Origin of the sequence: Curtobacterium sp. L1-20 (assembly GCF_048755855.1) — a bacterium.
In the GTDB taxonomy this organism is placed as follows: Bacteria; Actinomycetota; Actinomycetes; order Actinomycetales; family Microbacteriaceae; genus Curtobacterium.
Genome location: NZ_CP151472.1, coordinates 23,700 through 44,351 on the forward strand (window position 1 = coordinate 23,700; position 20,652 = coordinate 44,351).

General features: G+C 65.7%; 13 protein-coding genes. 5 read left to right on the plus strand and 8 right to left on the minus strand.

Features of this window, described 5'->3' with window-relative positions; all coding sequences use genetic code 11:
- Window positions 1-92: 92 nt before the first annotated feature.
- Window positions 93-1,646 carry an RHS repeat-associated core domain-containing protein gene (locus tag AAEP86_RS00130; protein WP_420367108.1) on the minus strand — a complete coding sequence of 518 codons (1,554 nt, stop codon included), beginning with the start codon at window positions 1,644-1,646 and terminating at the stop codon, window positions 93-95.
- On the opposite strand from AAEP86_RS00130, the gene AAEP86_RS00135 reads away from it, so the two are divergent.
- A complete protein-coding gene (locus tag AAEP86_RS00135; RefSeq protein ID WP_420367109.1) occupies window positions 1,586-1,837 on the plus strand; it encodes a hypothetical protein in 252 nt (83 codons plus the stop codon). The two genes, AAEP86_RS00130 and AAEP86_RS00135, sit on opposite strands and share 61 nt — an antisense overlap.
- A 1,099-nt stretch (window positions 1,838-2,936) precedes the next feature.
- Here the strand turns inward: AAEP86_RS00135 and AAEP86_RS00140 are convergent.
- Complete coding sequence (locus AAEP86_RS00140; RefSeq protein ID WP_420367110.1) at window positions 2,937-7,370, minus strand: RHS repeat-associated core domain-containing protein; 4,434 nt, start codon at window positions 7,368-7,370, stop codon at window positions 2,937-2,939.
- A 235-nt stretch (window positions 7,371-7,605) separates the two neighbouring features.
- Between AAEP86_RS00140 and AAEP86_RS00145 the strand changes: the two genes are divergently transcribed.
- The 4 genes from AAEP86_RS00145 (at window position 7,606) to AAEP86_RS00160 (ending at window position 12,338) form a co-directional block, all read left to right on the plus strand.
- Entirely contained in the window at window positions 7,606-7,872 is a 267-nt protein-coding gene (locus tag AAEP86_RS00145; RefSeq protein ID WP_420367111.1) for a LuxR C-terminal-related transcriptional regulator, read from the plus strand.
- 231 nt (window positions 7,873-8,103) lie between these two features.
- Window positions 8,104-9,633, plus strand: a complete 1,530-nt coding sequence (locus AAEP86_RS00150; RefSeq protein WP_420367112.1) for a glycosyltransferase family 39 protein — start codon at window positions 8,104-8,106, stop codon at window positions 9,631-9,633.
- 99 nt (window positions 9,634-9,732) lie between these two features.
- Complete coding sequence (locus tag AAEP86_RS00155) at window positions 9,733-11,214, plus strand: ArnT family glycosyltransferase (protein ID WP_420367113.1); 1,482 nt, start codon at window positions 9,733-9,735, stop codon at window positions 11,212-11,214.
- A 287-nt stretch (window positions 11,215-11,501) separates the two neighbouring features.
- The gene (locus AAEP86_RS00160) at window positions 11,502-12,338 is read left to right on the plus strand and encodes a family 16 glycosylhydrolase (protein ID WP_420367114.1); all 837 of its coding nucleotides are present in this window, start codon (window positions 11,502-11,504) and stop codon (window positions 12,336-12,338) included.
- Between the two features lie 124 nt (window positions 12,339-12,462).
- Here AAEP86_RS00160 and AAEP86_RS00165 read toward each other — a convergent pair whose 3' ends face one another.
- The 6 genes from AAEP86_RS00165 to AAEP86_RS00190 form a co-directional block, all read right to left on the minus strand.
- On the minus strand, window positions 12,463-13,704 hold the full coding sequence (locus AAEP86_RS00165; protein WP_420367115.1) for a hypothetical protein: 1,242 nt from the start codon (window positions 13,702-13,704) through the stop codon (window positions 12,463-12,465).
- Between the two features lie 143 nt (window positions 13,705-13,847).
- Window positions 13,848-14,039, minus strand: coding sequence for a hypothetical protein (locus AAEP86_RS00170; protein WP_420367116.1), 192 nt, complete (start codon window positions 14,037-14,039; stop codon window positions 13,848-13,850).
- Window positions 14,040-14,794: 755 nt separating this feature from the next.
- A complete protein-coding gene (glpX, locus tag AAEP86_RS00175) occupies window positions 14,795-15,844 on the minus strand; it encodes a class II fructose-bisphosphatase (RefSeq protein WP_420367117.1) in 1,050 nt (349 codons plus the stop codon).
- A gap of 11 nt (window positions 15,845-15,855) precedes the next feature.
- Window positions 15,856-17,334, minus strand: a complete 1,479-nt coding sequence (locus tag AAEP86_RS00180) for a glyceraldehyde-3-phosphate dehydrogenase (RefSeq protein ID WP_420367229.1) — start codon at window positions 17,332-17,334, stop codon at window positions 15,856-15,858.
- Entirely contained in the window at window positions 17,334-19,169 is a 1,836-nt protein-coding gene (locus tag AAEP86_RS00185) for a glycerate kinase (RefSeq protein ID WP_420367118.1), read from the minus strand. The genes AAEP86_RS00180 and AAEP86_RS00185 overlap by 1 nt, the downstream gene beginning before the upstream one ends.
- Window positions 19,166-20,641, minus strand: a complete 1,476-nt coding sequence (locus AAEP86_RS00190) for an MFS transporter (protein ID WP_420367119.1) — start codon at window positions 20,639-20,641, stop codon at window positions 19,166-19,168. The genes AAEP86_RS00185 and AAEP86_RS00190 overlap by 4 nt, the downstream gene beginning before the upstream one ends.
- Window positions 20,642-20,652: the final 11 nt, after the last annotated feature.

A 20,652-nucleotide genomic window follows, 5' to 3' on the forward strand; every position in this document is an offset into this window, starting at 1 on the left:
AGATCACGAGACAAACTACGGCGACGACTGAAAGATTTCGCTTATCTCGCAGAATTGCACGCTCGGAACGCAATCCGATCACCTTTCAATAATTAGGGGAGGAGTGCGGCGGCCCCGACTAGGGCCGTTGAAGCGAGGAACCCGCCCGCAGCACCGATTCCCGCGTGCTCCGCGGTCTCGGACGGACTGTCTCCGTTGAAAACCGACGCGGATCCGGCGCCTACTGCGCCACCGACTGTCGCCCCGGCAATCAACCCAGCGGCGGAGCCAGCGAGGGCTGTTTCGACACCCGTCAATGCGCAGGTCGTTACGGTGATTGCAGTTCCGACCACGGCTCCAAGAATGGCGCCACCCAAATCATGGGCAAAACTCTGGCCCAGTGGATCGATATTGTTGATCGGGTCGCTGCCTGCGTACGCGTACCGATCAGCGTTGCTCGGGTCGAGGGGGTTATCAAGGGTGTCTTGCTGGGTCCAGGAGCCGACCCCAGCGAGATACCAGCGGAGCCCGTACTTGACGAGGTTGTTCTGCGTGTCAGAGGTGCGGGTGCCGGCCTTGAATCCGTACGGGTTCTGCGTCCAGAACGGGTTGGTCGCATCTGCGTCGTTGACGGTGCCGGTGCCGTAGGGGTCGTAGGCGGCGGTGAACGCTTCGGTGCCGGTGTCCGTGAGCGCACCGATCTGGTTGCCGATCCCGTCGGTAAGGAACCCAGCGGTGTCGCCGCTGCTGTCGGTGAGGTCGAGCGCCTGCCCGGTGACGGCGTCGGAAAGGACCCGGGAAGTGGTGTTCGTACCGGTGGTTTCGGTGTCGATCTCAGGCACCCCCGTTCCGTCCGTGCACCCGTAGGTGTAGGTGTACGCCGGTCCACCAGCTGTGGTTTCGGACAGCAGCTGTGACTGCGACGCGCCCGCGTACGTGTACTGAGTCGTGGTCCCGTTCGCCGTCGAAGTGGTCATCTGCTCCGCCCCGTTATACGTGTAGGTCGCTCCCGGTGACGCAGTCATGTTCCCGGCTCCGTCGTAGCTGTAGCCGCTCGAGGTGATCTGGTTCGCACCGTTGAAGGTCAACGTCTGATTGAAGGTCTTCGCGCCGGTCTCCTGCGCGGTCAGCCGGTTCCCGTCGGCGTCGTAGGAGAACGCCCAGTCCACGTCGTCGCTGCCGCCGGTCTGTGTGACTCCGGTTAGGTGCGTGGAGATGTTGCCCGCGGGATCCTTGTATCCGTAGGTGGTGATCTTGCCGGTGAGGACGTCGGTGGTGGTCTGCAGCTGATCCGAGTCCGCGCCTGCGGTAGTCGTGTACGAGTACTGCGTGTCGAACTTCTTCGTCGCGTCCTGACCGGTCCACGCGCGGACCTCCGACGGGCGGCCGGAGGTGTCGTAGCCGGTGTTGGTGTGGCCGGTGAAGGGGCCGCATCGGCGCCGCAGATCAGGCGGCAGCCATTTGGCAACACGATCATCAAGCCGGTATTGCAGGAGTTGCCGGCCTTTACGCCTCGAGTTGGTGGTACCAAGCTGGAGCAGGTTCCGCCCCCGCAGAACCCGAAACGACAGTCGGCCGTTGGATGAGTCAGAAAGAGTACGAGAAGATGGTAGCTTCAGGGCGCGTGCAAGAGGGTGCGGGCGGTCGAACTTACGTTTCGGTGCCACCCGATCCTGCATCTTTCCCGTCGGGACGAGGACTCTACGTTCAGTTCAACGTTCCTTCAAAAGCGCTTCTACCGGCTGGTCAACCTGATTGGAAAGTGATGCCCGGTCCAAACGTCGGAACGAAACTTTATGGCCCGCCGCCCACCATGATGCCGCCGGCTACATGTATCTCTGTGGTGTGCTCACGTTGACGTATTCGGGCGATTTCTACGCATGGGGCAGAAAGCTCATCGCGGCCCTTTCCGCTGACGAGGTGGTGACGCTCTTGGCTTTGTCGCCAGAGGACTGGGGGAACAGAAGTACCCATCTACTCGTCGAAACCGGCGAGCAAGGTTGTGACCTCATCGTTTGGGATTCAGGCGACGCAGAGTTGGTTTCCGGCAGGTTTGGTGATGGGATTGCGCGTCACATAGAACTTGCTGGGATGGAGGATGCCGTGAACCTTTTCGGCGATTACGTGGAACTAGTGTCTCGACTTGTGGGTCGCACCCTCCAAATCCCGCCGTCCTGAGAGCCGCAACTCGCGGAGGCGGACGGAGCGACGACATCCGGGTCTGACTACCTCGAACAGCCTTGTACCTACCGGCCGATAATATACATTATGTCAGCTTTCGGCTCGGCCAGGCGTTGCACCAGTGCTGTCAGCCCGACTGATCGGTTCCTCTGTCGTTGGGGTGGCCACCGATGTTCCTATTCCGCGCTAAAGCTTCGCCAGTGGTCGATCGGTCCGACAGTTTTGCCCGAACGGCGGCGGTCACCTCGCGCTCAAGCGCTGTGGTGATCTCGCCCCGGTCTCTAAGCGGCTCAGGCAATCGCGCTGTCCGCTAGTTAGCGACCGGCCGAAACATCAGCACCGAAGCTACCGACATGAATATCGTTGACAGCGCCCATAATCATGGCCAGTTGAACGCGTCGGCCCCGGCACCATGCCCCCGATCCTCGACGTGACTTTCGACGCACGCGGAACGCATCGCGAAAATGCCGTCATAAGCAGTTGCGGGATTTCCCCCACATTTACAGCAGCGTTGCAATGACGCTCAGCGACGATCGCTGATGAGCCTACCGCGTCACCAAGTCCTTAGTCGAAGCTTACTCCGATCGGCTTCGCTTCCGTAGCCAGTAGACGAACGCCAGAACTCCTACTGCAATCAGCACAACGCATACTATGAGGAATAACGTGCCGTCGGGCCCACTGAACCCCGTGTTGAGGCCGAGGAAGAGACACACGACCCCGATCACGAACGCGGTGATTGACTGAATGAGAACGACTGGATACTTCATTAGGGCTCCTTAGGCCAGAACTTCCGCGGCGGTCACGCCAAGCTCGAGCAGATCTGCGCCTTCACTTCCGATTTCAATGTCAGAGCCGTAGTCCTCACCATAGTTGTCGGACACGTAGGTCGACGCGAGGGACGCTCCACAGCCAATTGCGAACCCGAGTGCGGACGATACTCCAAGGGTTTCCGGATCGCCGATTACCCCGACCGCTGCTCCTACGGCTCCATGAATCAAGCATTTGCCGATCGTGTCCCCGACTGATTTTCCTGCCGGGTCTTGCTGATTTACGGGGTCTGACCCCGCATATGCGTAGCGGTTGGCGTTGGCGGGGTCGAGGGGGTTATCAAGGGTGTCCTGCTGGGTCCAAGAGCCGACCCCGGCGAGGTACCAGCGGAGCCCGTACTTGACGAGGTTGTTCTGCGTGTCAGAGGTGCGGGTGCCGGCCTTGAATCCGTACGGGTTCTGCGTCCAGAACGGGTTGGTCGCATCTGCGTCGTTGACGGTGCCGGTGCCGTAGGGGTCGTAGGCGGCGGTGAACGCTTCGGTGCCGGTGTCCGTGAGCGCACCGATCTGGTTGCCGATCCCGTCGGTAAGGAACCCAGCGGTGTCGCCGCTGCTGTCGGTGAGGTCGAGCGCCTGCCCGGTGACGGCGTCGGAAAGGACCCGGGAAGTGGTGTTCGTACCGGTGGTTTCGGTGTCGATCTCAGGCACCCCCGTTCCGTCCGTGCACCCGTAGGTGTAGGTGTACGCCGGTCCACCAGCTGTGGTTTCGGACAGCAGCTGTGACTGCGACGCGCCCGCGTACGTGTACTGAGTCGTGGTCCCGTTCGCCGTCGAAGTGGTCATCTGCTCCGCCCCGTTATACGTGTAGGTCGCTCCCGGTGACGCAGTCATGTTCCCGGCTCCGTCGTAGCTGTAGCCGCTCGAGGTGATCTGGTTCGCACCGTTGAAGGTCAACGTCTGATTGAAGGTCTTCGCGCCGGTCTCCTGCGCGGTCAGCCGGTTCCCGTCGGCGTCGTAGGAGAACGCCCAGTCCACGTCGTCGCTACCGCCGGTCTGTGTAACTCCGGTTAGGTGCGTGGAGATGTTGCCCGCGAGATCCTTATATCCGTAGGTGGTGATCTTGCCGGTGAGGACGTCGGTGGTGGTCTGCAGCTGATCCGAGTCCGCGCCTGCGGTAGTCGTGTACGAGTACTGCGTGTCGAACTTCTTCGTCGCGTCCTGACCGGTCCACGCGCGGACCTCCGACGGGCGGCCGGAGGTGTCGTAGCCGGTGTTGGTGTGGCCGGTGAAGGATGCCGGCTGCGTGTTCGTCGCGTTGGTCGTTGTGGATGCGTTTGCGCCGGCGTTGATGTACGTGTCGGTGCGGCGGCCGTGGTCGTCGATCTTGTACCGGTCTGTTTCCGTGCCGGATCCGTGCGGGTAGGTCATCGACCACAGCACGTTCGCGGCGTCGTATCCGTACGTGACGGAGCCGTGCGCATCGGTGGTGCTGGTTTCGTTGCCGGCGAGGTCGTAGGTGTCGGTGATGGTGCCGCCGCCGGCGGTGTTCGCCGTGGTGAGCAGCCGGCCGACCGGATCGAACGTGGTGGTGATGGTTCCGGTCGCGGACTGGCTGGCGAGCTGGTTGCCGTCGCCGTCGTAGGTGTTCGTGACGGTTGCAGTGCCGTCGGAGAACGATTGGGTCAGCATCCGGTCGTCGTTGTCGTACGTGTACGACGTGGTGTGCTGGTTGCCGTCGGTCACGGATTTCACCCGCCCGTACCCGTCGTAGGCGTACGTGATGGCGCCGAGAGTTCCGGTTGGTGGCGTTACGGTGTGCAGCTGCTCGTCGGAGTTGTACGAGTAGTTCGTCACCGCTCCGGTGGGAGTCCTCGCGGAGTCAATCACACCCTTCAGTGCGGCGTTGCTCGTCTCTCGGGTGAGGGTCGCCGTCGACGGGTTCGACGACGAGCCGGTCGAGGCGGTCAGCTGGTTGCCGGAACTGTCGTACGAGTACGAGGTCGTGTTCCCGGACGCGGTCGTCGTGGACTGCGGCAGGTATGCGGTGTTGGCCTGCGAGTTCTTGTACTGCGCGTTCGACGCGCCGCCGGTCGGAGACTGCACCTTCGTCAACGACTGGCCGTTGTTCGCTCCGTAGGAGTTCGTCGTCGTGGAGGCCCCGCTCGACGCACCGGTCGTCGCGGTGGCGACACCGTTGTTCGACGGGTTGTAGGTGGCGGATCGGGTGTTGCCGTCGGGGTCGATCGCCTTCGTGACATTGTGCGTGGACGCGTCGAGGGTGTAGTCCGCGTGCGCGACGGACGCGACCGTCTGGGTGCTGTCCGTGTCCGGAGACGCGACCTGCGTCTCCGTGCTCGACACGTAGCTGAACCGCGTTGCGGCGGTGGCGGACGATGCGGTCGGTTGGTCGACCTCGATGACCTGGTCGGAGCTGTTGTACCTGAACGTCGTCTTGCCGCCGTCCGGCGCCGTGACCGACGTCAGGTCCGTGCCGGAGTAGGTGAAGGTGGTGGTCTTCCCGTCGGCGTCAGCGAACGAGGTGATATTGCCGTTGCTGTCCTTGGACCAGGACACGCGGCGGGTATTGGTTCCGTCGGTCTGGCTGATCGTGGTCGTGCCGTTGCTGTACGCCACCGACGCGGTTCGCGCGGCGGAGGGACCCGCATTGCTGACGATGTTGCTCAGCAGGTAGTTGTTGTAATGGACGAGCACTTGGTGGCCGTTACGGTCGACGACGCTGGTCGGCTGTCCGGCGAGGTTGAAGTGCGTCACCTGGTTCGACGTCCACGATGTCAGCGTGTAGTCGGTTGAGGTCTGCGCCAGCGTCTCTTGCAGGCCGGCCGGCGCGCTGAACGTCCCTCCGGTCCCGGCGGTGAACTGCCACGTCGACCCGTCCGAACCAGTGAATACGACACCCTTAGCGTTGTTCGACAGCGAACCGGCACCGTCCAAGGCGTAAGACCACTTATTCGCGTCCGGTGTCACCGTGCTGGACGACTCCGTTCCACGGGAGTTGTATGCAGCACCGATCGAAACGGAACTGGTGACCCCCGACAATGTTAAGGCATTGGACGAGAGCAGGAGGTTGCCGGTCGCGACGTCGACCTGAGCGCTGGTGCGATCATCGATCGGGAACGACAGGTTCGTCGCCGACGACCGCGACCCGGTCAGGTTCGTCGTCGACGGACCAGTGGGGAGCGCGTTGTACCAACCCTCGACGAGGACTTGATAGTCCGTAGTCGATGTCGTGTAGAGGTCGATCTTCCCGTTGGTGCCGACCGCGACGATGATCGTGTTCGACCGAATGTCGTTCTGGCTGAAATTGATCGACGTGGTCGGCGGTTTCGTCGCCCCGTCTGCCCACATCTCTGCGTCACCACCGGTGCTTGCCGAATTGATGGCGGTGAGCTGCAGCGCGACGGCGGAGACCCCATGGCCGAGCGCCGGGATGCCCGCGACCCCGTCAGCGGTAATGACGGTAGTGGATCCGCCGGTCGGTGTCGTATTGCCCGACGCGCGGCTGTCGTACAGGCCGCCCCCGGACGCCGGTGTGAAGGACCCGCCAACGGTCGTCGCCGCGAAATATCCCTGCACGTCGATGACGATGTTGACAGCACCACCAGTGTTCGCGATCGTCAGCTGCCCGGATGAGCTCAACGCGACCTGCACAGTGTTCGACGTCGCGGTTCCTGACCCTGCGACATAGCGGAGCGACTCAGCGGGTTTGGTCCCGCCCGCTGGGTACGGGGTGAGATAGCCCGCCGTCGAGGAAGCATTCACGGCGATGATGTTCGCCGCTACCGCAGACGCAGTGCTCGCGACACCGCCCTGCCCGCCGACCTGGACCGTGAGCGATCCACCGGAAGGGATCGTCGCTTGCGCCGCACCGGTCCCGTTCCGGGTATCCACAATCCGGGTTCCCGCCAGCGGAACGAATCCTCCGGGCGCGACGCCAGCGCCGCCGCTCGTCGTGGTGTAGTAGCCCTGCACGTCGAGGTACAGCGTTGCGTCAGTATCCGCTTCAACCTGAATGGTTCCGTTGGCGCCAATGGCAAGGTTCGACGTGTCCGAGGAGGGTCCTCGACCGCTGCTGTTGTAAGTCACCATCAGAGTCGCGCCGGTCGACGAATCTGGACGGCCGTGCAACTGCCCCTCTCCCCCCGAGGCAGAGACCGTTGCGTTGAGGACGACTGCACCGGCGGAGCCATCCGACGGCACCCCAGCTTGACCGGCGATCTGCACCGTTGTCCACGTTCCAGCCGTCAGTGCCTGACCGCTCTTGATCCGCCCCGACGTCACCACGAACTGCCCACCGCTACCGGACGTCGACGCGTGCGCCGGAGCCGCCGAGACGAACGTCGTCGTGAGCATTGCACCGAGCACCGCAACGATCGTAAGGACAGCAACCCAGAGCAGCCGGAAACGGCCAGACGACAGCGACACGTGAGCCCCTCGCTTCGCGGACACGAGCCGCGGAGGTCATACCCGGGCCGCCCCTGAACCTCCGAAGGAAGTCTGCGCCCAGAACTGAAAGCACCGTATTCACGTTCTCGTCGTGCGCGTCACCGATTCGTGCGAAGACTATGTGATCCGATAGGCCCACATCCGGACGGTGACCCCCAAACTGGGGGCATTCCGCGCCTTCCAGTCGAACGAGTCTGCAACATACGGTCAGCGCGTGGAGACTGACGACGGCCACTCAGGGAGACGGAAGCTCTCGGCGGAAGAGCATGCTGTACTGCGCGGCATTGCCCGCGGTGATGACTTCGGCACCATCGCCCGGGCTCTCTCGCTTGCCCCGGCGACGATCGCATATCACGCCACAAAACTCCGGCGGCTACTCAACGCGCCGAACCTACCCGCCCTTGTCGCACTCGCCTTCGTCGCGGGTCTGCTGACCAACGATGTCCTCGGTCTGGATGCACTGCTCGACCTTGGCGAGTGATGGTCGCTCGCCACAGCCGCGGGCGGCGCGTGGGCCGCGCCTGAATTGAGCACCATCGGCCGCCGGCCAGTCCCGCGTGCGTGCTTGGTAGTACAACTAATTGTCCGCACGCCAAGCCGCGTCCCTGAGCAGATCCGGTCACTTGACTACTGCCACCATTGGTAGGCGAACGCTCACCTCCCCACAGTCGGCCTCGACCGGCCCTGGGCTGATCCCCCGTACGCTGTCGACGTGCTTTCCAGCAGCCGAACCCGACGTGGCCACCGGCCGCAGTGGATCCTCGCCGCCATCGGCCTCGTGTATGCCGTCATCGTCAGCTCCATTGCGATCACCGCACGGACGCTGTGGATTGACGAGTTCGCGACGGTCGCGGCATCACGGCGATCCTTCGCTGACCTGCACGCCCTCATCGGGCAGATCGATCTCGTCCACGCGGCCTACTACGTGGTCATGCACATCTGGTTCGACCTTGTCGGCTACTCCCCCTTCACCCTGCGGTTCCCCTCGGCCATCGCGATCGGCATCGCTACCGCGGTAACGGTGCTGCTGACCTGCCGACTGTTCTCGAACCGCACTGCCGCAGTCGCTGCGCTGCTGATGCCGCTCATCCCGCTCGCAGCATCAGCCGCGACGACCGGCCGATCGCCCGCATTCGAGCTCCTTCTCGCAGCCCTTGCAACGCTCGTTCTTGTCCATGCGCTCGACGCGGCGGAGTCCAGTTCCTCCCGAGTGCGGACGATCCTGCTGTGGGTTGCGTACGCTCTCGTCGCCTACGTCGGCATCGTCGTGTTCCTGTGGTTCGCGCTCATCATCGTCGGCCACGCGATGACGGTCCTCGTACGATTCTTCATCGCCCCACGCCGGCGAGCTCGAGGGCTCGTCACCGCAGCGATCGTCATCGTCATCGTCGCGGCCGCAGCGCTGCCGTTCGTCCTGGCCGTGATCCCGCAGTCGCAACAGATCGGCTACCTCACCGCTCCAACCCTGCGAGGCGCTATCGAGAGCGCGGTCCGCACCCAGTTCTTCAACTTCCAGCTGGTCACTGGCGCGATGTCGTTCGTGACCGCCCTCGCGTGCGTGAGCTGGTTGCTGGTCATCGTGGGCATTGCCCTGAACGCGCGTCGGAATGTGGACGCGCTGGTGTTCCTGCTGCCGTGGCTGATCCTGCCGACCGTGCTGCTGCTCGCAGCTTCCCGCTACGCCACCCCCGTCTACACGTCGCACTACCTCACGTACTCGGTGCCCCCCTTGGCGATCCTCGCCGCCGCCGGCATCACCGCGCTCCTCCCTGTCGCTCGAGGCGCGATCAGCGGGGTGCTCGTGCTGGCGTTTCTGATCCCGGCGAGCCAAACGTGGTGGAGCATCCGGTACGCGCCGCCGACGACAACTGACTTCGCGTCGGCCGCTCGGAAGATCGATGACGGCCGTGCCCGAGAGGCAGAACCAGCCGGCCTGATCCTCGGCACGATGCGGAGGCCGGCGGACCAGCTCACCATCGGCTACCCGGATGCAACGGATGGCCTCGAGAACCTCTCGATCGCTGTCAGCGCCGATGACAAGCGGTACTTCTTCGCCCAACTCCGACCTGCAGTCGACGCGGCTCGAACAGCAAGCCAGCTCCGCACCGTCTGGTATGTGGGCGACAGCAGCTCCGAATACGACCAGGTGACCAGAACCCTCGCCGAAGAAGGTTTCACGAAGCACCACCGGGACTCGTTCCGACCTGGATCGACAGAGTTCGTCGTCAAGTACACACGCTGAGCCGCGGTGCCCGCTGCCTGAGTCGTGGTCGATAGAACCTGAGCGGTTCGACGGCTCTCACAAACCGATGGCGCCAGGACAACTCGGTAGCATCGAGCTATGACCAGCCGTGTTCCAGCCCTGGCGGAACGGACGGCGGAATCCCCCGTACGGACACGGCGACGCGTGCAGACATCGGGTGCTCTGCGCGTGGGTGTCCTCGCGATCGTCGCCGCGTGGGCGGTGTGGCAAGCCTTCTGGCGCCTGGGTGCAGCGAACGTCACTGCGGACGAGAAGCTCTACGCACAGGCCGGCGTTGCCTACCTGCATGGCGACTTCTCGTTGAACCGAGAGCACCCGCCGTTCGGCAAGTACCTGTTCGGGCTGGCTCAGCTCGTTGCCGGTGACGGTGTCTTCCAGGCGCGCATCGTCGTGGCACTGGCACTTCTTGCCGGCGGGGCAATCATCTTCGTCTGGCTGCGACGTGAGATCGGCTGGTGGGGTGCGCTCCTCGGCGCCGGCACCTGGTGGGTTGCCCCGCATTACGGCTTCGGGACTCGGATCGAGCGCTTCGCGATCCTGGACCCGCTGATGACGTTCTTCATGATCGCGGCGTTGGCGGCGGCATGGTGGTGGATCCGGTCAGATCGCTGGTGGTGGGCCGCAGCGTCCGGGGCGGTCATGGCGATGTCGGTGACGACCAAAGTCTCGACGGTAGTCGTGCTCCCAGCGTTCCTCGTCCTACCGATCCTGTTCCGTCGATGGCGAGCCCTCCTGGTCGGGGGTGCGATCTGGGCAGGGACGTTCACTGCTGTGTTCGTTGGGCTGTACCTGCCGATGGGGATCCGTAGCGCCATCACGTACATGCTCAAGTTCCAGGAGGGGCAACAGACCAACGGGCACCCGGTGCAAATCGCCGGAATGACGTACGCGCACTCACCGTGGTGGGGGAACCTCTGGTTCCTTGAGCAAGGCGCGACGTTGCCGGTGCTCGTGGTTCTCGCCATCGGCGTTCTCGCCGCAGCGCTGGTATACCCGGGCCGGCTTGTGGCGTTCCTTGGCCTGGCACTCGCGTGCCTAAGCGTCTTCTACCTGGGCGTCGCCAAAATCGCGCTGAGTACCTACTACTTCCCGTTCCTGCCGCTGCTCGTGCTGCTGTCCGCGATCGGATACGCGCAGCTCGCCCGCCGCTGGCGATGGACAGTCGCAGTCGGCGTCGCCGGGGCTCTCGTCACCGCGTTCATGGCCGTCGGCGTCTCATCGCAAGTTGCGCAGGAGCAGCCTCGAGGCATCGCGTTGATCGAGCGGCGTCTGGACGCGTGGGGCGTCAATCCGACGCATGTGCTCTTCCAGGCATACCCACCGTTCGGATACGGACCGTACTTCCCGGACGGCACGATGGACACACGCAAGGGCCCGTTCACCGCGATCGTCGTCGGTTCCGACCAGCGATTCCCCGTCCAGAGCAAGGTCACCGCGTTCCTCAAGCAGGAACGCGGAGAGCTCGACCACGCCACCGTCGACGGTTTCGAGGTCTGGGCGCCACGCGACGGAGTCATCGAAGACACCCCGCAGGGCATGCAGATTCACCACACACCGTGAACTGACCATCGGGCCATCCCCCACTTCCGACGCCCGCCGCGGGATCTGCCGAAGGTGGACGACGAGCATGCACCGCCCGTCGGGCCGGGACGCTGCGTTGAGGATCATCGCGACGCCTGGGACGCTCCCGGCGGGTGACGGTTCTCCGCAGGGCATTGCGGTCTGCCGCCAGCACAGCCCCGGACCGGTGCGCGAACGACGGTCGTCGACGAGGCTCAATGTGGAAGCGCAGGAGCCTTGTGAATCAGCATCGACCCACCGGAGGAAGCCACCGCCAACGACGGACGGTGACTGGAAGGCTTCGGCGTGCCGTCGGCGCCCTTGCCGTCACGGCCGCCACTGCCGGTGTTCTCCTCGCGCTGACGACTGCGCCGAGCCTCGGGCGGACACTTCCCCCGACCAGCGCACCCACCCCGACTGCACCCAGCCCAACTGCAACCAGGTCTCCGGCTGCACCGTCGCCCACCCCGACAGTTCCGCAGCATAAGCCGACGTTCTTCGAGGGGTTCGACACCCCGGCCGCGGCCGGCGGGCAGTTCGCGAGCACCTACGCGAACGCCTGGCAGCCCTACATCGAGGGCACGAGCGGGAAGTACTACTCGGGCAAGCTCATCAGCGCGCACGACGGCGTGATGGACGTCGACATGGACGGGGAGCACGGTGCTGCCGGCGTCTTCGGCCCGGCCGACAGCGCGTGGGCGGCCACCGGCGGCACCTACAGCATCCGCGCCAAGGTCGTCGGCGGCGACGGCAACGGCACCTCGATCATGCTGTGGCCGACGTCGAACATTCAGGCGGAAGGTGAACTGAACTTCCCCGAGGGCAACTTCGACGCTCACCCCGTCGTGTACCACCACTCGATGATCCCCGGACACGAGGCGACCTTCCAACGCATCGATACCGGCGTGACCTGGCGGAAGTGGCACACCTACACGATGGTGTGGAAGCCGGGGAAGTCCGTCAGCTACTACCTTGACGGCGAGCTGCTCGGCACGATCACGACGAACGTGCCGACCACCCCGCACCGCTACACCTTCCAGATCGGCAACGTCGGCGACCCGGGTCACGTCCTGATCGACTGGGTGTCCCGCGACGACGCAACTGATCTCCCGCCCGCACCGTAAACGTCTTCGCGACGGAACCGGCGAAGGAACCATCCGCTGTCGCAGATGCAGGCAAGACGCCTCATGCCGGGTCGCGCCGCTTGGGTAGCTTCTCGTCAGCGGAGCCCTGAACGCGGGTTCTCGGTCAGTGCGCGTTCACGAGTGCGCAGGGAACTTTCGCTCGCCACCGCTCGAGCAGCGGCAGGGCGGAGATCTGCATGCTCTTGGCCGGATCCGCCGCGCACGTCTGCTGCACGTTGTGCACCTGGGTGGACCAGACCGGACCACCTGCCCGCTTGGCAGGGGTGTCCGCGTTGAGAACACCGACCAGGAGCACCAGAACCACGAGGACGACTCCGGTGACGCGCCACACGATCGGGGAGCGGGCGATGAGGGCGTCGGCTGCGATCACGATCGCGGCGAGCAGGAACATCGATGCCGCGGCCGCGTATCGGAACGTGCCGGTCTCGGCCCACTCCTTGCTGGTGAAGCTGGTCCAGTTGGTGCCCTCGGTGCGATTCAGCAGCAGCGCTGCGCCCCATACCGCCACCGAGCCGATGGCAGTGGCCGCGATCAGCCACTTCTGCAGCAGTGGTGCACGAAGCAACGCAATCACAAGGAGCGCGGCGACGATGAGTCCCGGGACGACAACGACCCACCAGCCGACGCTCTGGATCGCGCCGCCGACCGCCGGTGCCGCGGCGTTCCCGCTCACACCGACGGGTTGCGCGAAGTAGCCGGCGATGACGTCGACGACCGACGTGATGCCGCCCGGGGTGGATCGGGGGTGCGTCAGCGTGACCACGACCTGCGCGGTGATACCGGCGACGGCCGTCACTGCGATAGGAATCACCCGCCGGTTGCGGATCTGCAGCAGCAGCAACGGCAGGAACAGTGCCGCTTGAATCTCGGTCGCGGTGACGAACCCAGCGGCGATAGCCAGCCCCGCGGCGGTCCACCACGACCGTGCCGGGTAGGCGAACAGCCATGGGGCAAGGAAGAGGAGGTACCAGTGCAGATTCGCGGTGTTCCCCGCGATTTCGATCGTCGCTGCCGGTACGAGTGCGGGCACGAAGGCGAGGACGACTTGCAGCGGCCAGCGGGACACGAACGGCCGCGAGAGCAGGAACACGAGCCCGCAGACCGCGCCGAGGACGCAGCAGGACAGGGCACTGACGACGATCGCGTACAGGTCGATCGGAGCGGCGCCGACCGCGATGTCGACGATGATCCGCGGAACGAGGTGCAGGTAGCCCTCATATGGATGCCAGAGCGCAGCGACAGGCCCAAGGGTGAGGCGGTCGTTGAGGAACTCGCCGGAATCCTCCGCCCAAGCAGTGCCACGGGCGGTCGGACCGAGTCGTTGCCACATCAGGAGCGCTGCCACGACAGCGATCACAGCCGCGCCAACAGCTTGTAAGAGAAGAACGCGACGAGCGGACGAAGACGTGGCAGCTGGCACGCACGGACAGTATCAGCGACGCAGACAGTCGCTGGTGCGCGCGGCGGCGAGGCCGGCTGAAACCACACTCACTCTCGTTTACGACCTCCGCGCCAGATTTGCTCGGGCAGGATCGCGCCAAGCAGGAGCACCAGGCCAACGATGATCACAAGGCTCGAGATTGCACGCGTCGATGCGCCGAACACGAGCGCCAACCCAGCGATGACGAGGGCCACCCCGATCGCGCCGGAGACCAGTCGGAACCACAGCTGCGTCACCACGGGATGAGCGTAACCGTGCCGGTCAGACGAACCGTACCGCCGACTGCACCCGCTTCCGCTCCCCTGGCAGCCGGGGCTCGTACTCCAAGAACAACTGCTGCTCGCCCGGGGTCAGGTGCCCAGCGGGACCATAGGTCAGCAGATGGACCAGCACAGGGCCAGCCGTATCGGGCTGCACGCTAGCGATCCAGCGGACCGAACCCACCGTAGGAACAAATGTCCACCCCGTCAGCTGGTCAAGCGCCATACGTGCACGCTACGCGAGCAGGGCTGCACGCCCGGTCAATGCTGGAGAGATCGCGTTGGCGAATCATCCCGCTCTGGAGCTGCCCTGCTCGAACGGTATAGCCGCTTACTTGCTTCCGGCGGCCGATCTTCAAACAGCACCCTCCCGGCGCTCTCCGCAGCCGCCTTGTTGCGGCTCATGATCGGTACTCTTGGCCGCCGATACACAGCCTTCTCCGCACCATATACGGGGCGGTTGCCAGCTGCTCCTGACGTCCAAGAGCCGTCCCACATCACCATCGTTGGCCGAGAGCCCATCCGTGTCAGAACGCGGTCCCGACCGCGGCGATGTCGTCGCTGCCGTGGCCCGCTGCGCTGGCGTCGGCGTAGACCCGGCCGAGCGCGTCGAGCAGCACGGTCGACACCCCGGACGTCCGCGCCGCGTCCGTGATGAGCTCGATGTCCTTCCGGAGCTCGTCTGGGGCGAACTGCGCGGTCGTCCTTCCGGAGTTTGCGGGTGTATCGCTACATCAGAACCACTTCTCGGCGCGGTGGTCGGCCTGGATGCGGCGGATGGTGTTCGACCGCGACCGGAGCACGAGCGAGTCGGTGTGGATGACGCCGCGCGAGCGGCGGACCCCGTCCACCAGGACACCGTCGGTGACGCCGGTCGCGACGAAGAACGTGTTGTCGCCCGTGACGAGGTCGTCCTGGTCGAGGACCTTGTCCAGGTCGTGGCCGGCGTCGATCGCCTTCTCGCGTTCCTCGTCGTCCTTCGGCTGGAGCTTGCCGAGGATCACGCCGCCGAGCGCCTTGATCGCGCACGCGGTGATGATGCCCTCCGGCGTGCCGCCGACACCGACGCACATGTCGATGTTCGAACCCGGCAGCGCCGCGGCGATCCCGCCGGCCACGTCGCCGTCGAGGAGCAGGCGGGTGCCCGCACCGGTGGCACGGATGGCGCGGATGAGCTCGTCGTGGCGGGGCCGGTCGAGGACGGCGACGACCATGTCCTCGAGGTCCTTGCCCTTCGCCGTCGCGAGCGCGCGGATGTTCTCGCCGATCGGCTTCTCAAGGTCGAGGACCCCACGCCCTTCGGGACCGGCGGCGATCTTGTCCATGTAGAACACCGCGGACGGGTCGTACATCGAGCCGCGGTCGGAGACGGCCATCACCGAGATCGCGTTCTGGCGGCCCGCGGCGGTGAGGGACGTGCCGTCGATCGGGTCGACCGCGATGTCGCAGGCGGGGCCGTGGCCGTTGCCGACGTGCTCGCCGTTGTAGAGCATCGGGGCGTTGTCCTTCTCGCCCTCGCCGATGACGACCACGCCGTCGAAGTTCACGGTGCCGAGGAACTTGCGCATCGCGTCCACGGCCGCGCCGTCGGCGAGGTTCTTCTCGCCCCGTCCGACCCACGGCTGCGCCCGGATCGCCGCGGCCTCGGTCGCGCGCACGAGCTCGAGCGCCAGGTTGCGGTCCGGCTCGCGAAATAAGGACCCGGTGGTGCGCGGCGGCAACAACGCTGCGCCGTTGCCTGGAGCCCCGGCTGCCGTCCGCCGAGCGAAGTCGCTCCAGCTCATGGCCCGCGCGGTCATCGCGTCAGCTCCGGAGCCGATGACTGCGTCACCCGAGCGCTGCGAGGGAACGTGGGAAGACCGGGACCGGCCATGCTCTCGAGTACCCGGACGACTTGTCGGCTGTAGCCGTACTCGTTGTCGTACCAGACGTAGACGACGACGCGTTCGGTTCCGTTGGCGATGGTTGCCAGTCCGTCGACCACCCCTGCCTTGCGTGCCCCGAGTTGATCGCTCGAGACGATCTCCGGGGACTCGACGTAGTCGACCTGACGGCGGAGGTCTGATCGCAGCGAGATGTCGCGGAGGTACTCGTTGAGGGCTGCTCTGCTGACGGGCTCAGCGAGCTCCAGCGCGAGCACGGCGAGGGACACGTCCGGAGTGGGCACGCGGATCGCATTGCCCGTCAGCTTGCCGGCGAGGGCCGGGTACGCGGTGGCGACGGCACGCGCCGCACCCGTCTCAGCGATGACCATGTTGACGGCCGCGGAGCGTCCTCGGCGATCTGCTCTGTGGAAGTTGTCCGTCAGATTCTGATCGTTGGTGAACGAGTGAACCGTTTCGATGTGACCGTGACGGATGCCGAACCGACGGTCGATCGCGGCGAGGACCGGTGTGACCGCGTTGGTGGTGCAGGAAGCCGCGGCGACGATGCGCTGTTGGTCGATCTCGCGGTCGTTGACTCCGTGCACGATGTTCGGCACATCGCCCTTGCCGGGCGCGGTGAGCAGGACCTTCGCGACGCCCCGCGCCGACAGGTGGGACTCCAGGCCGATCCGATCACGACGGGCACCGGTGTTGTCGACCAGGATCGCGTCGCGGATACCGTACGCGGTGTAGTCGATCGCAGCCGGGTCGTCCGCGGAGATGACGGAGATGACGGTTCCGTTCGCCGTGATCGTCTGCGCGGTCTCGTCGACGGTGATGGTCCCTTCGAAGGGTCCGTGGATCGAGTCCCGCCGCAGCAGACTGGCACGTTTGATGAGGTCCTCCGATCCACGGGACCGGACGACCACAGCGCGGAGTCGAAGACCGTACGCGCCGCCTGCGCGGGAGAGCAGGATGCGAGCGACGAGGCGGCCGATCCGACCGAACCCGTACAGCACCACGTCGACGGGCGGCTGGCTTCGGCCGCTGGTTCCCATGATCGGCTCGAGGTGGTCACGGAGCGCTTCGAGGAGGTCATCGTTGGCGCTGCCGCTGACCTGCTCCTGAAGTTCGGCGACGTCGATGATGCTGGGGCCGAGGTCGAGCGTGGTGAGAGCTTGCAGGATCGGGAGGACAGCGTGCGGGTCCAGCTCGACCCCGTCGAGGTGTCGCGCGTATCGGTGCAGTTTCAGCAGGGCGCTCGTGGATTGGTTGACGAGGCGTCGTCCGTGGATCGTCGTGACGACGTTCCGGCGGCGGTAGAGCGAATCGATCAGCGGGACCATCGCGGCCGTAGCTGTCTCGCGCTCGACCCACTCGTCGAACGAATGGTCAGGGGTCGTGGTGATCATGCTGCGGCGCCTCCTGCGGCTACGAGGTTCGCGATGTGCGCGGTCATGTCCGGGTCGGCTCCGATGACGACGCGGCCGGGGCCGTCGAAGGCAACCCACGCTTGAGCGGGTGGCCGTGTCGTCTGCGTCCGTTCTGTTCCCTTGGTGTGGACCGGAAGTCCGATGGTGTGCAGGTGCGCCGCCCACTCGGTTTGTGGACCGATCTCGTCCAGGGGCTCCTGTCCCGTCTCGAGCTCGGCGCGGAGCGCTCGGACGACCACGGGTGAATCGGTGATGAGGACACCGATGGAGCTGTCTGTTTTGTCCGCCGCCGCCGTTCGGTAGGGAACGACGAACATGGTGCGGCCTCGCATGCTCTCGGCCAGTGCCTCCCGTGCAGCGGTGGCGGGTAGGGGGGTTGCTGCTGTCAGGGACGGCAGCGGCGGCTCGTCCGATGGCTCGGGGTCCCACGTTGCATCGAGCACCCACTCCACCGTGTCCGGCCGGGTACGCAGCGCCGTCCTGATGACCCACTCCTGGAGCGGCCGGTTTGCGACCTCGTGGAGCCGAGCTCCTTCCGGGACCTCTGGGATGTTCGGCAGGGGAAGCGGTGGATGTAGGTGGCGGTGGTGCTGCACTGTCGGGTCCTTTTCTCGTGAGGCGGCTGAGGCTGGGGCTGCGCTGGCGGTTCCTCCAGCGGTCGCATGGGGGTGAGCGGCGGAACCGAGCCATCGGTCCGTGGCGAGAGCGGCCGCGGAGGCGACGTGAAGGGCCGCTCGCGTGAATCCGTCCTCGACCGATTCCGCGACTTCTCTGACCTCTCCCACGGCGTGGATGCCGAGCCCGGCGAGCGTGGTGGGTGGGACCTCGATGCGTCCGGCCACGGCGAGTACCGGAGTGCCCACGGCCCGTGCGCGGGCGGCGATTGCGATGGGTGCTTTGCCCTGCAGGGACTGGTCGTCGAACGAGCCCTCGCCGATGATGACGAGGTCCGCCGTATGGAGTTCGTTCTCGAAGTCCGTGAGTTCGGCGATGAGCGAGAACCCGGGTTCGATCCGTGCTCCTGCCGCGGCGATGAACGCCGCGGGGAACCCGCCGGCGGCGCCGCTGCCGGTGATGTCGCTGACGGAGGACGAGGTCGTTGCTTCGAGGAGTCCACCCCAGGTGACGAGTGCAGCTTCGAGGTCCTGGACGTCGTTCTTCGAGGCGCCCTTCTGCGGGCCGTACACGGAGGCTGCTCCTCGAGGGCCGGTCAGGGTGTTGTCGACGTCGCACGCGATTCGGAGGCGCACGTCCGCGAGCCGGGCGTCCAGACCGCGCAGATCGAGCCGACTGGCGTGCCGCAGTGCGACGCCGCCGGCGGTGATCTCTCGTCCGTCCGCTTTCAGAATCCGCGCGCCGAGAGCCCGTAACGCCCCGCTGCCGCCGTCGGTGGTCGCGGATCCCCCGACGCCGATGATGATTTCGTCGGCACCCGCATCGAGCGCCGCGAGGATGAGCTCGCCGGTACCGAACGTGTCGGAGTTCCGCGCGGTCGCCGAAGTCGGCGTCACGTGGCGGAGACCGCTCGCCTCCGCCAGCTCGATCACCGCGGTTCGGCCGTCGAGCGCCCACGTGGCCCGGACGGGGCGGCCGAGCGGGTCTCGGACGGTGCTGCTGCGGGGTTCCGCTCCGGCGGCAACCGCGACGGCGACGGTCCCTTCGCCTCCGTCGGCGACGGCGAGGAATGTAATCCTCGCGTGCGGCAGGCGACGTCGGATCCCGGCTGCGATCGCAGCACCGGCTTCCTCGCTTGTGAGCGAACCCTTGAACTTGTCCGGAGCGACCAGGACGTGGGGACGCGCGGTGCTCATCGGCGGACAGGGGTCTGCTTGAAGGATGCGCTGGTGCCTCCTGCCAGGACGGCCGGATCGTTGATGGCGTCCTCGGGCACGTTGAGGGATCGGTCGGCGGGCTCCGGGATGGCAAAGGTCGTGGCGACGGTGATCGCGGACAGGAGGGCGAGGTAGCCGCCGAGCGGGATCCACGCAATGCTCCCCGCACCAGCGACCGATGACCCGCCCTGGATTGAGGTGCACCACGCGATGATGCCGGCCCCGACGAGTGGAGCGATGCCGCCTGCGAGGACCGCGGAAACCTCGCGGGAGACGGCTACGCCGAGGTACCGCTGGCGCGAACCGAAGAGTTCGCACATGAAAGCGCTCTGCGCGCCGAACATGCCCCATGAGCCGATGCCGAGAGCGAGCGTGACCGCGACGATGATCAGCACGGTGTTGCCGGTGCTGAGCAGGTACCACAACGGGAACGCAGCGATCAGTTCGAAGATCGCGAATGCTCGGTACACCCGGACGCGACCGTACCGGTCCGAGAGTCGTCCGGCGATCGGAACGACGACAGCGCCGAGGGATGCGGCGAAGACCAGCGAGAGGGCACCGATCGGACCTGTGACACCGATGGCTTGGCTGGTGACGTACGCGACCGCGAGCGCTTGGAAGATCGAGGACGAGCCGTTCTCCGCCATCCGGATACCGATGGCGCGGAGGATGGTGCGCCACGAGTTGTGCACCAACCCGCGGAAGGGAGCACGGGCGATCTGGTCCTCGACCTCGAGCTTGACGAACGTGGGCGACTCCTTCAGCTTGAGCCGGATAAAGATCGCGGCCACCAGGAGGAGCGCGCTGAAGAGGAAGGGCAGGCGCCACAGCCAGGTCTCGGTGATCGGGACCGTCTGGTTGGTCTCGAGGAGGACGAAGTAGACCAACGCGGCGGCGACGGTTCCGATCTGGATGCTCATGAAGGGCAGCGAGGACCAGAAGCCACGCTCGCCGCGCGGGGCCGATTCGGCCATCAGGATCGACGCCCCGGACATCTCCGCTCCGGCGCCGAACCCCTGGAGGACGCGGAGCACGACGAGGAGGATCGGGGCGACGAGTCCCGCGCCGCCCCACCAGTCGCCGGGGTGGTCGACGTAGGTCGGGAGGAACCCGATCAAGGTGCTAGAGCCGCCCATCAGGAGGATGGTGACGACGAGCACCGTGCGTCGCCCGATCTTGTCGCCGAGGCGGCCGAAGACGATCCCGCCGATCGGTCGGGCGGCGAACCCGACGAAGTAGGTGGCGAAGCTCAGGATCAGGCCCGTGGCGGCGTCGACGGTCGGGAAGAACAGCGGCGTGAACACCAGCGCTGACGCCAGACTGTAGAGCGCGAAGTCGTAGTACTCGAGAGCGGATCCGATACTGCTGCCGAACGCAGCGCGCCGGAGGTCTTGTCGGGTGATGACGGGCAGCCCCGTGGTCTGCGCCGGAACGTCGTTGTTCGTGGACATCGTCTGCCTTC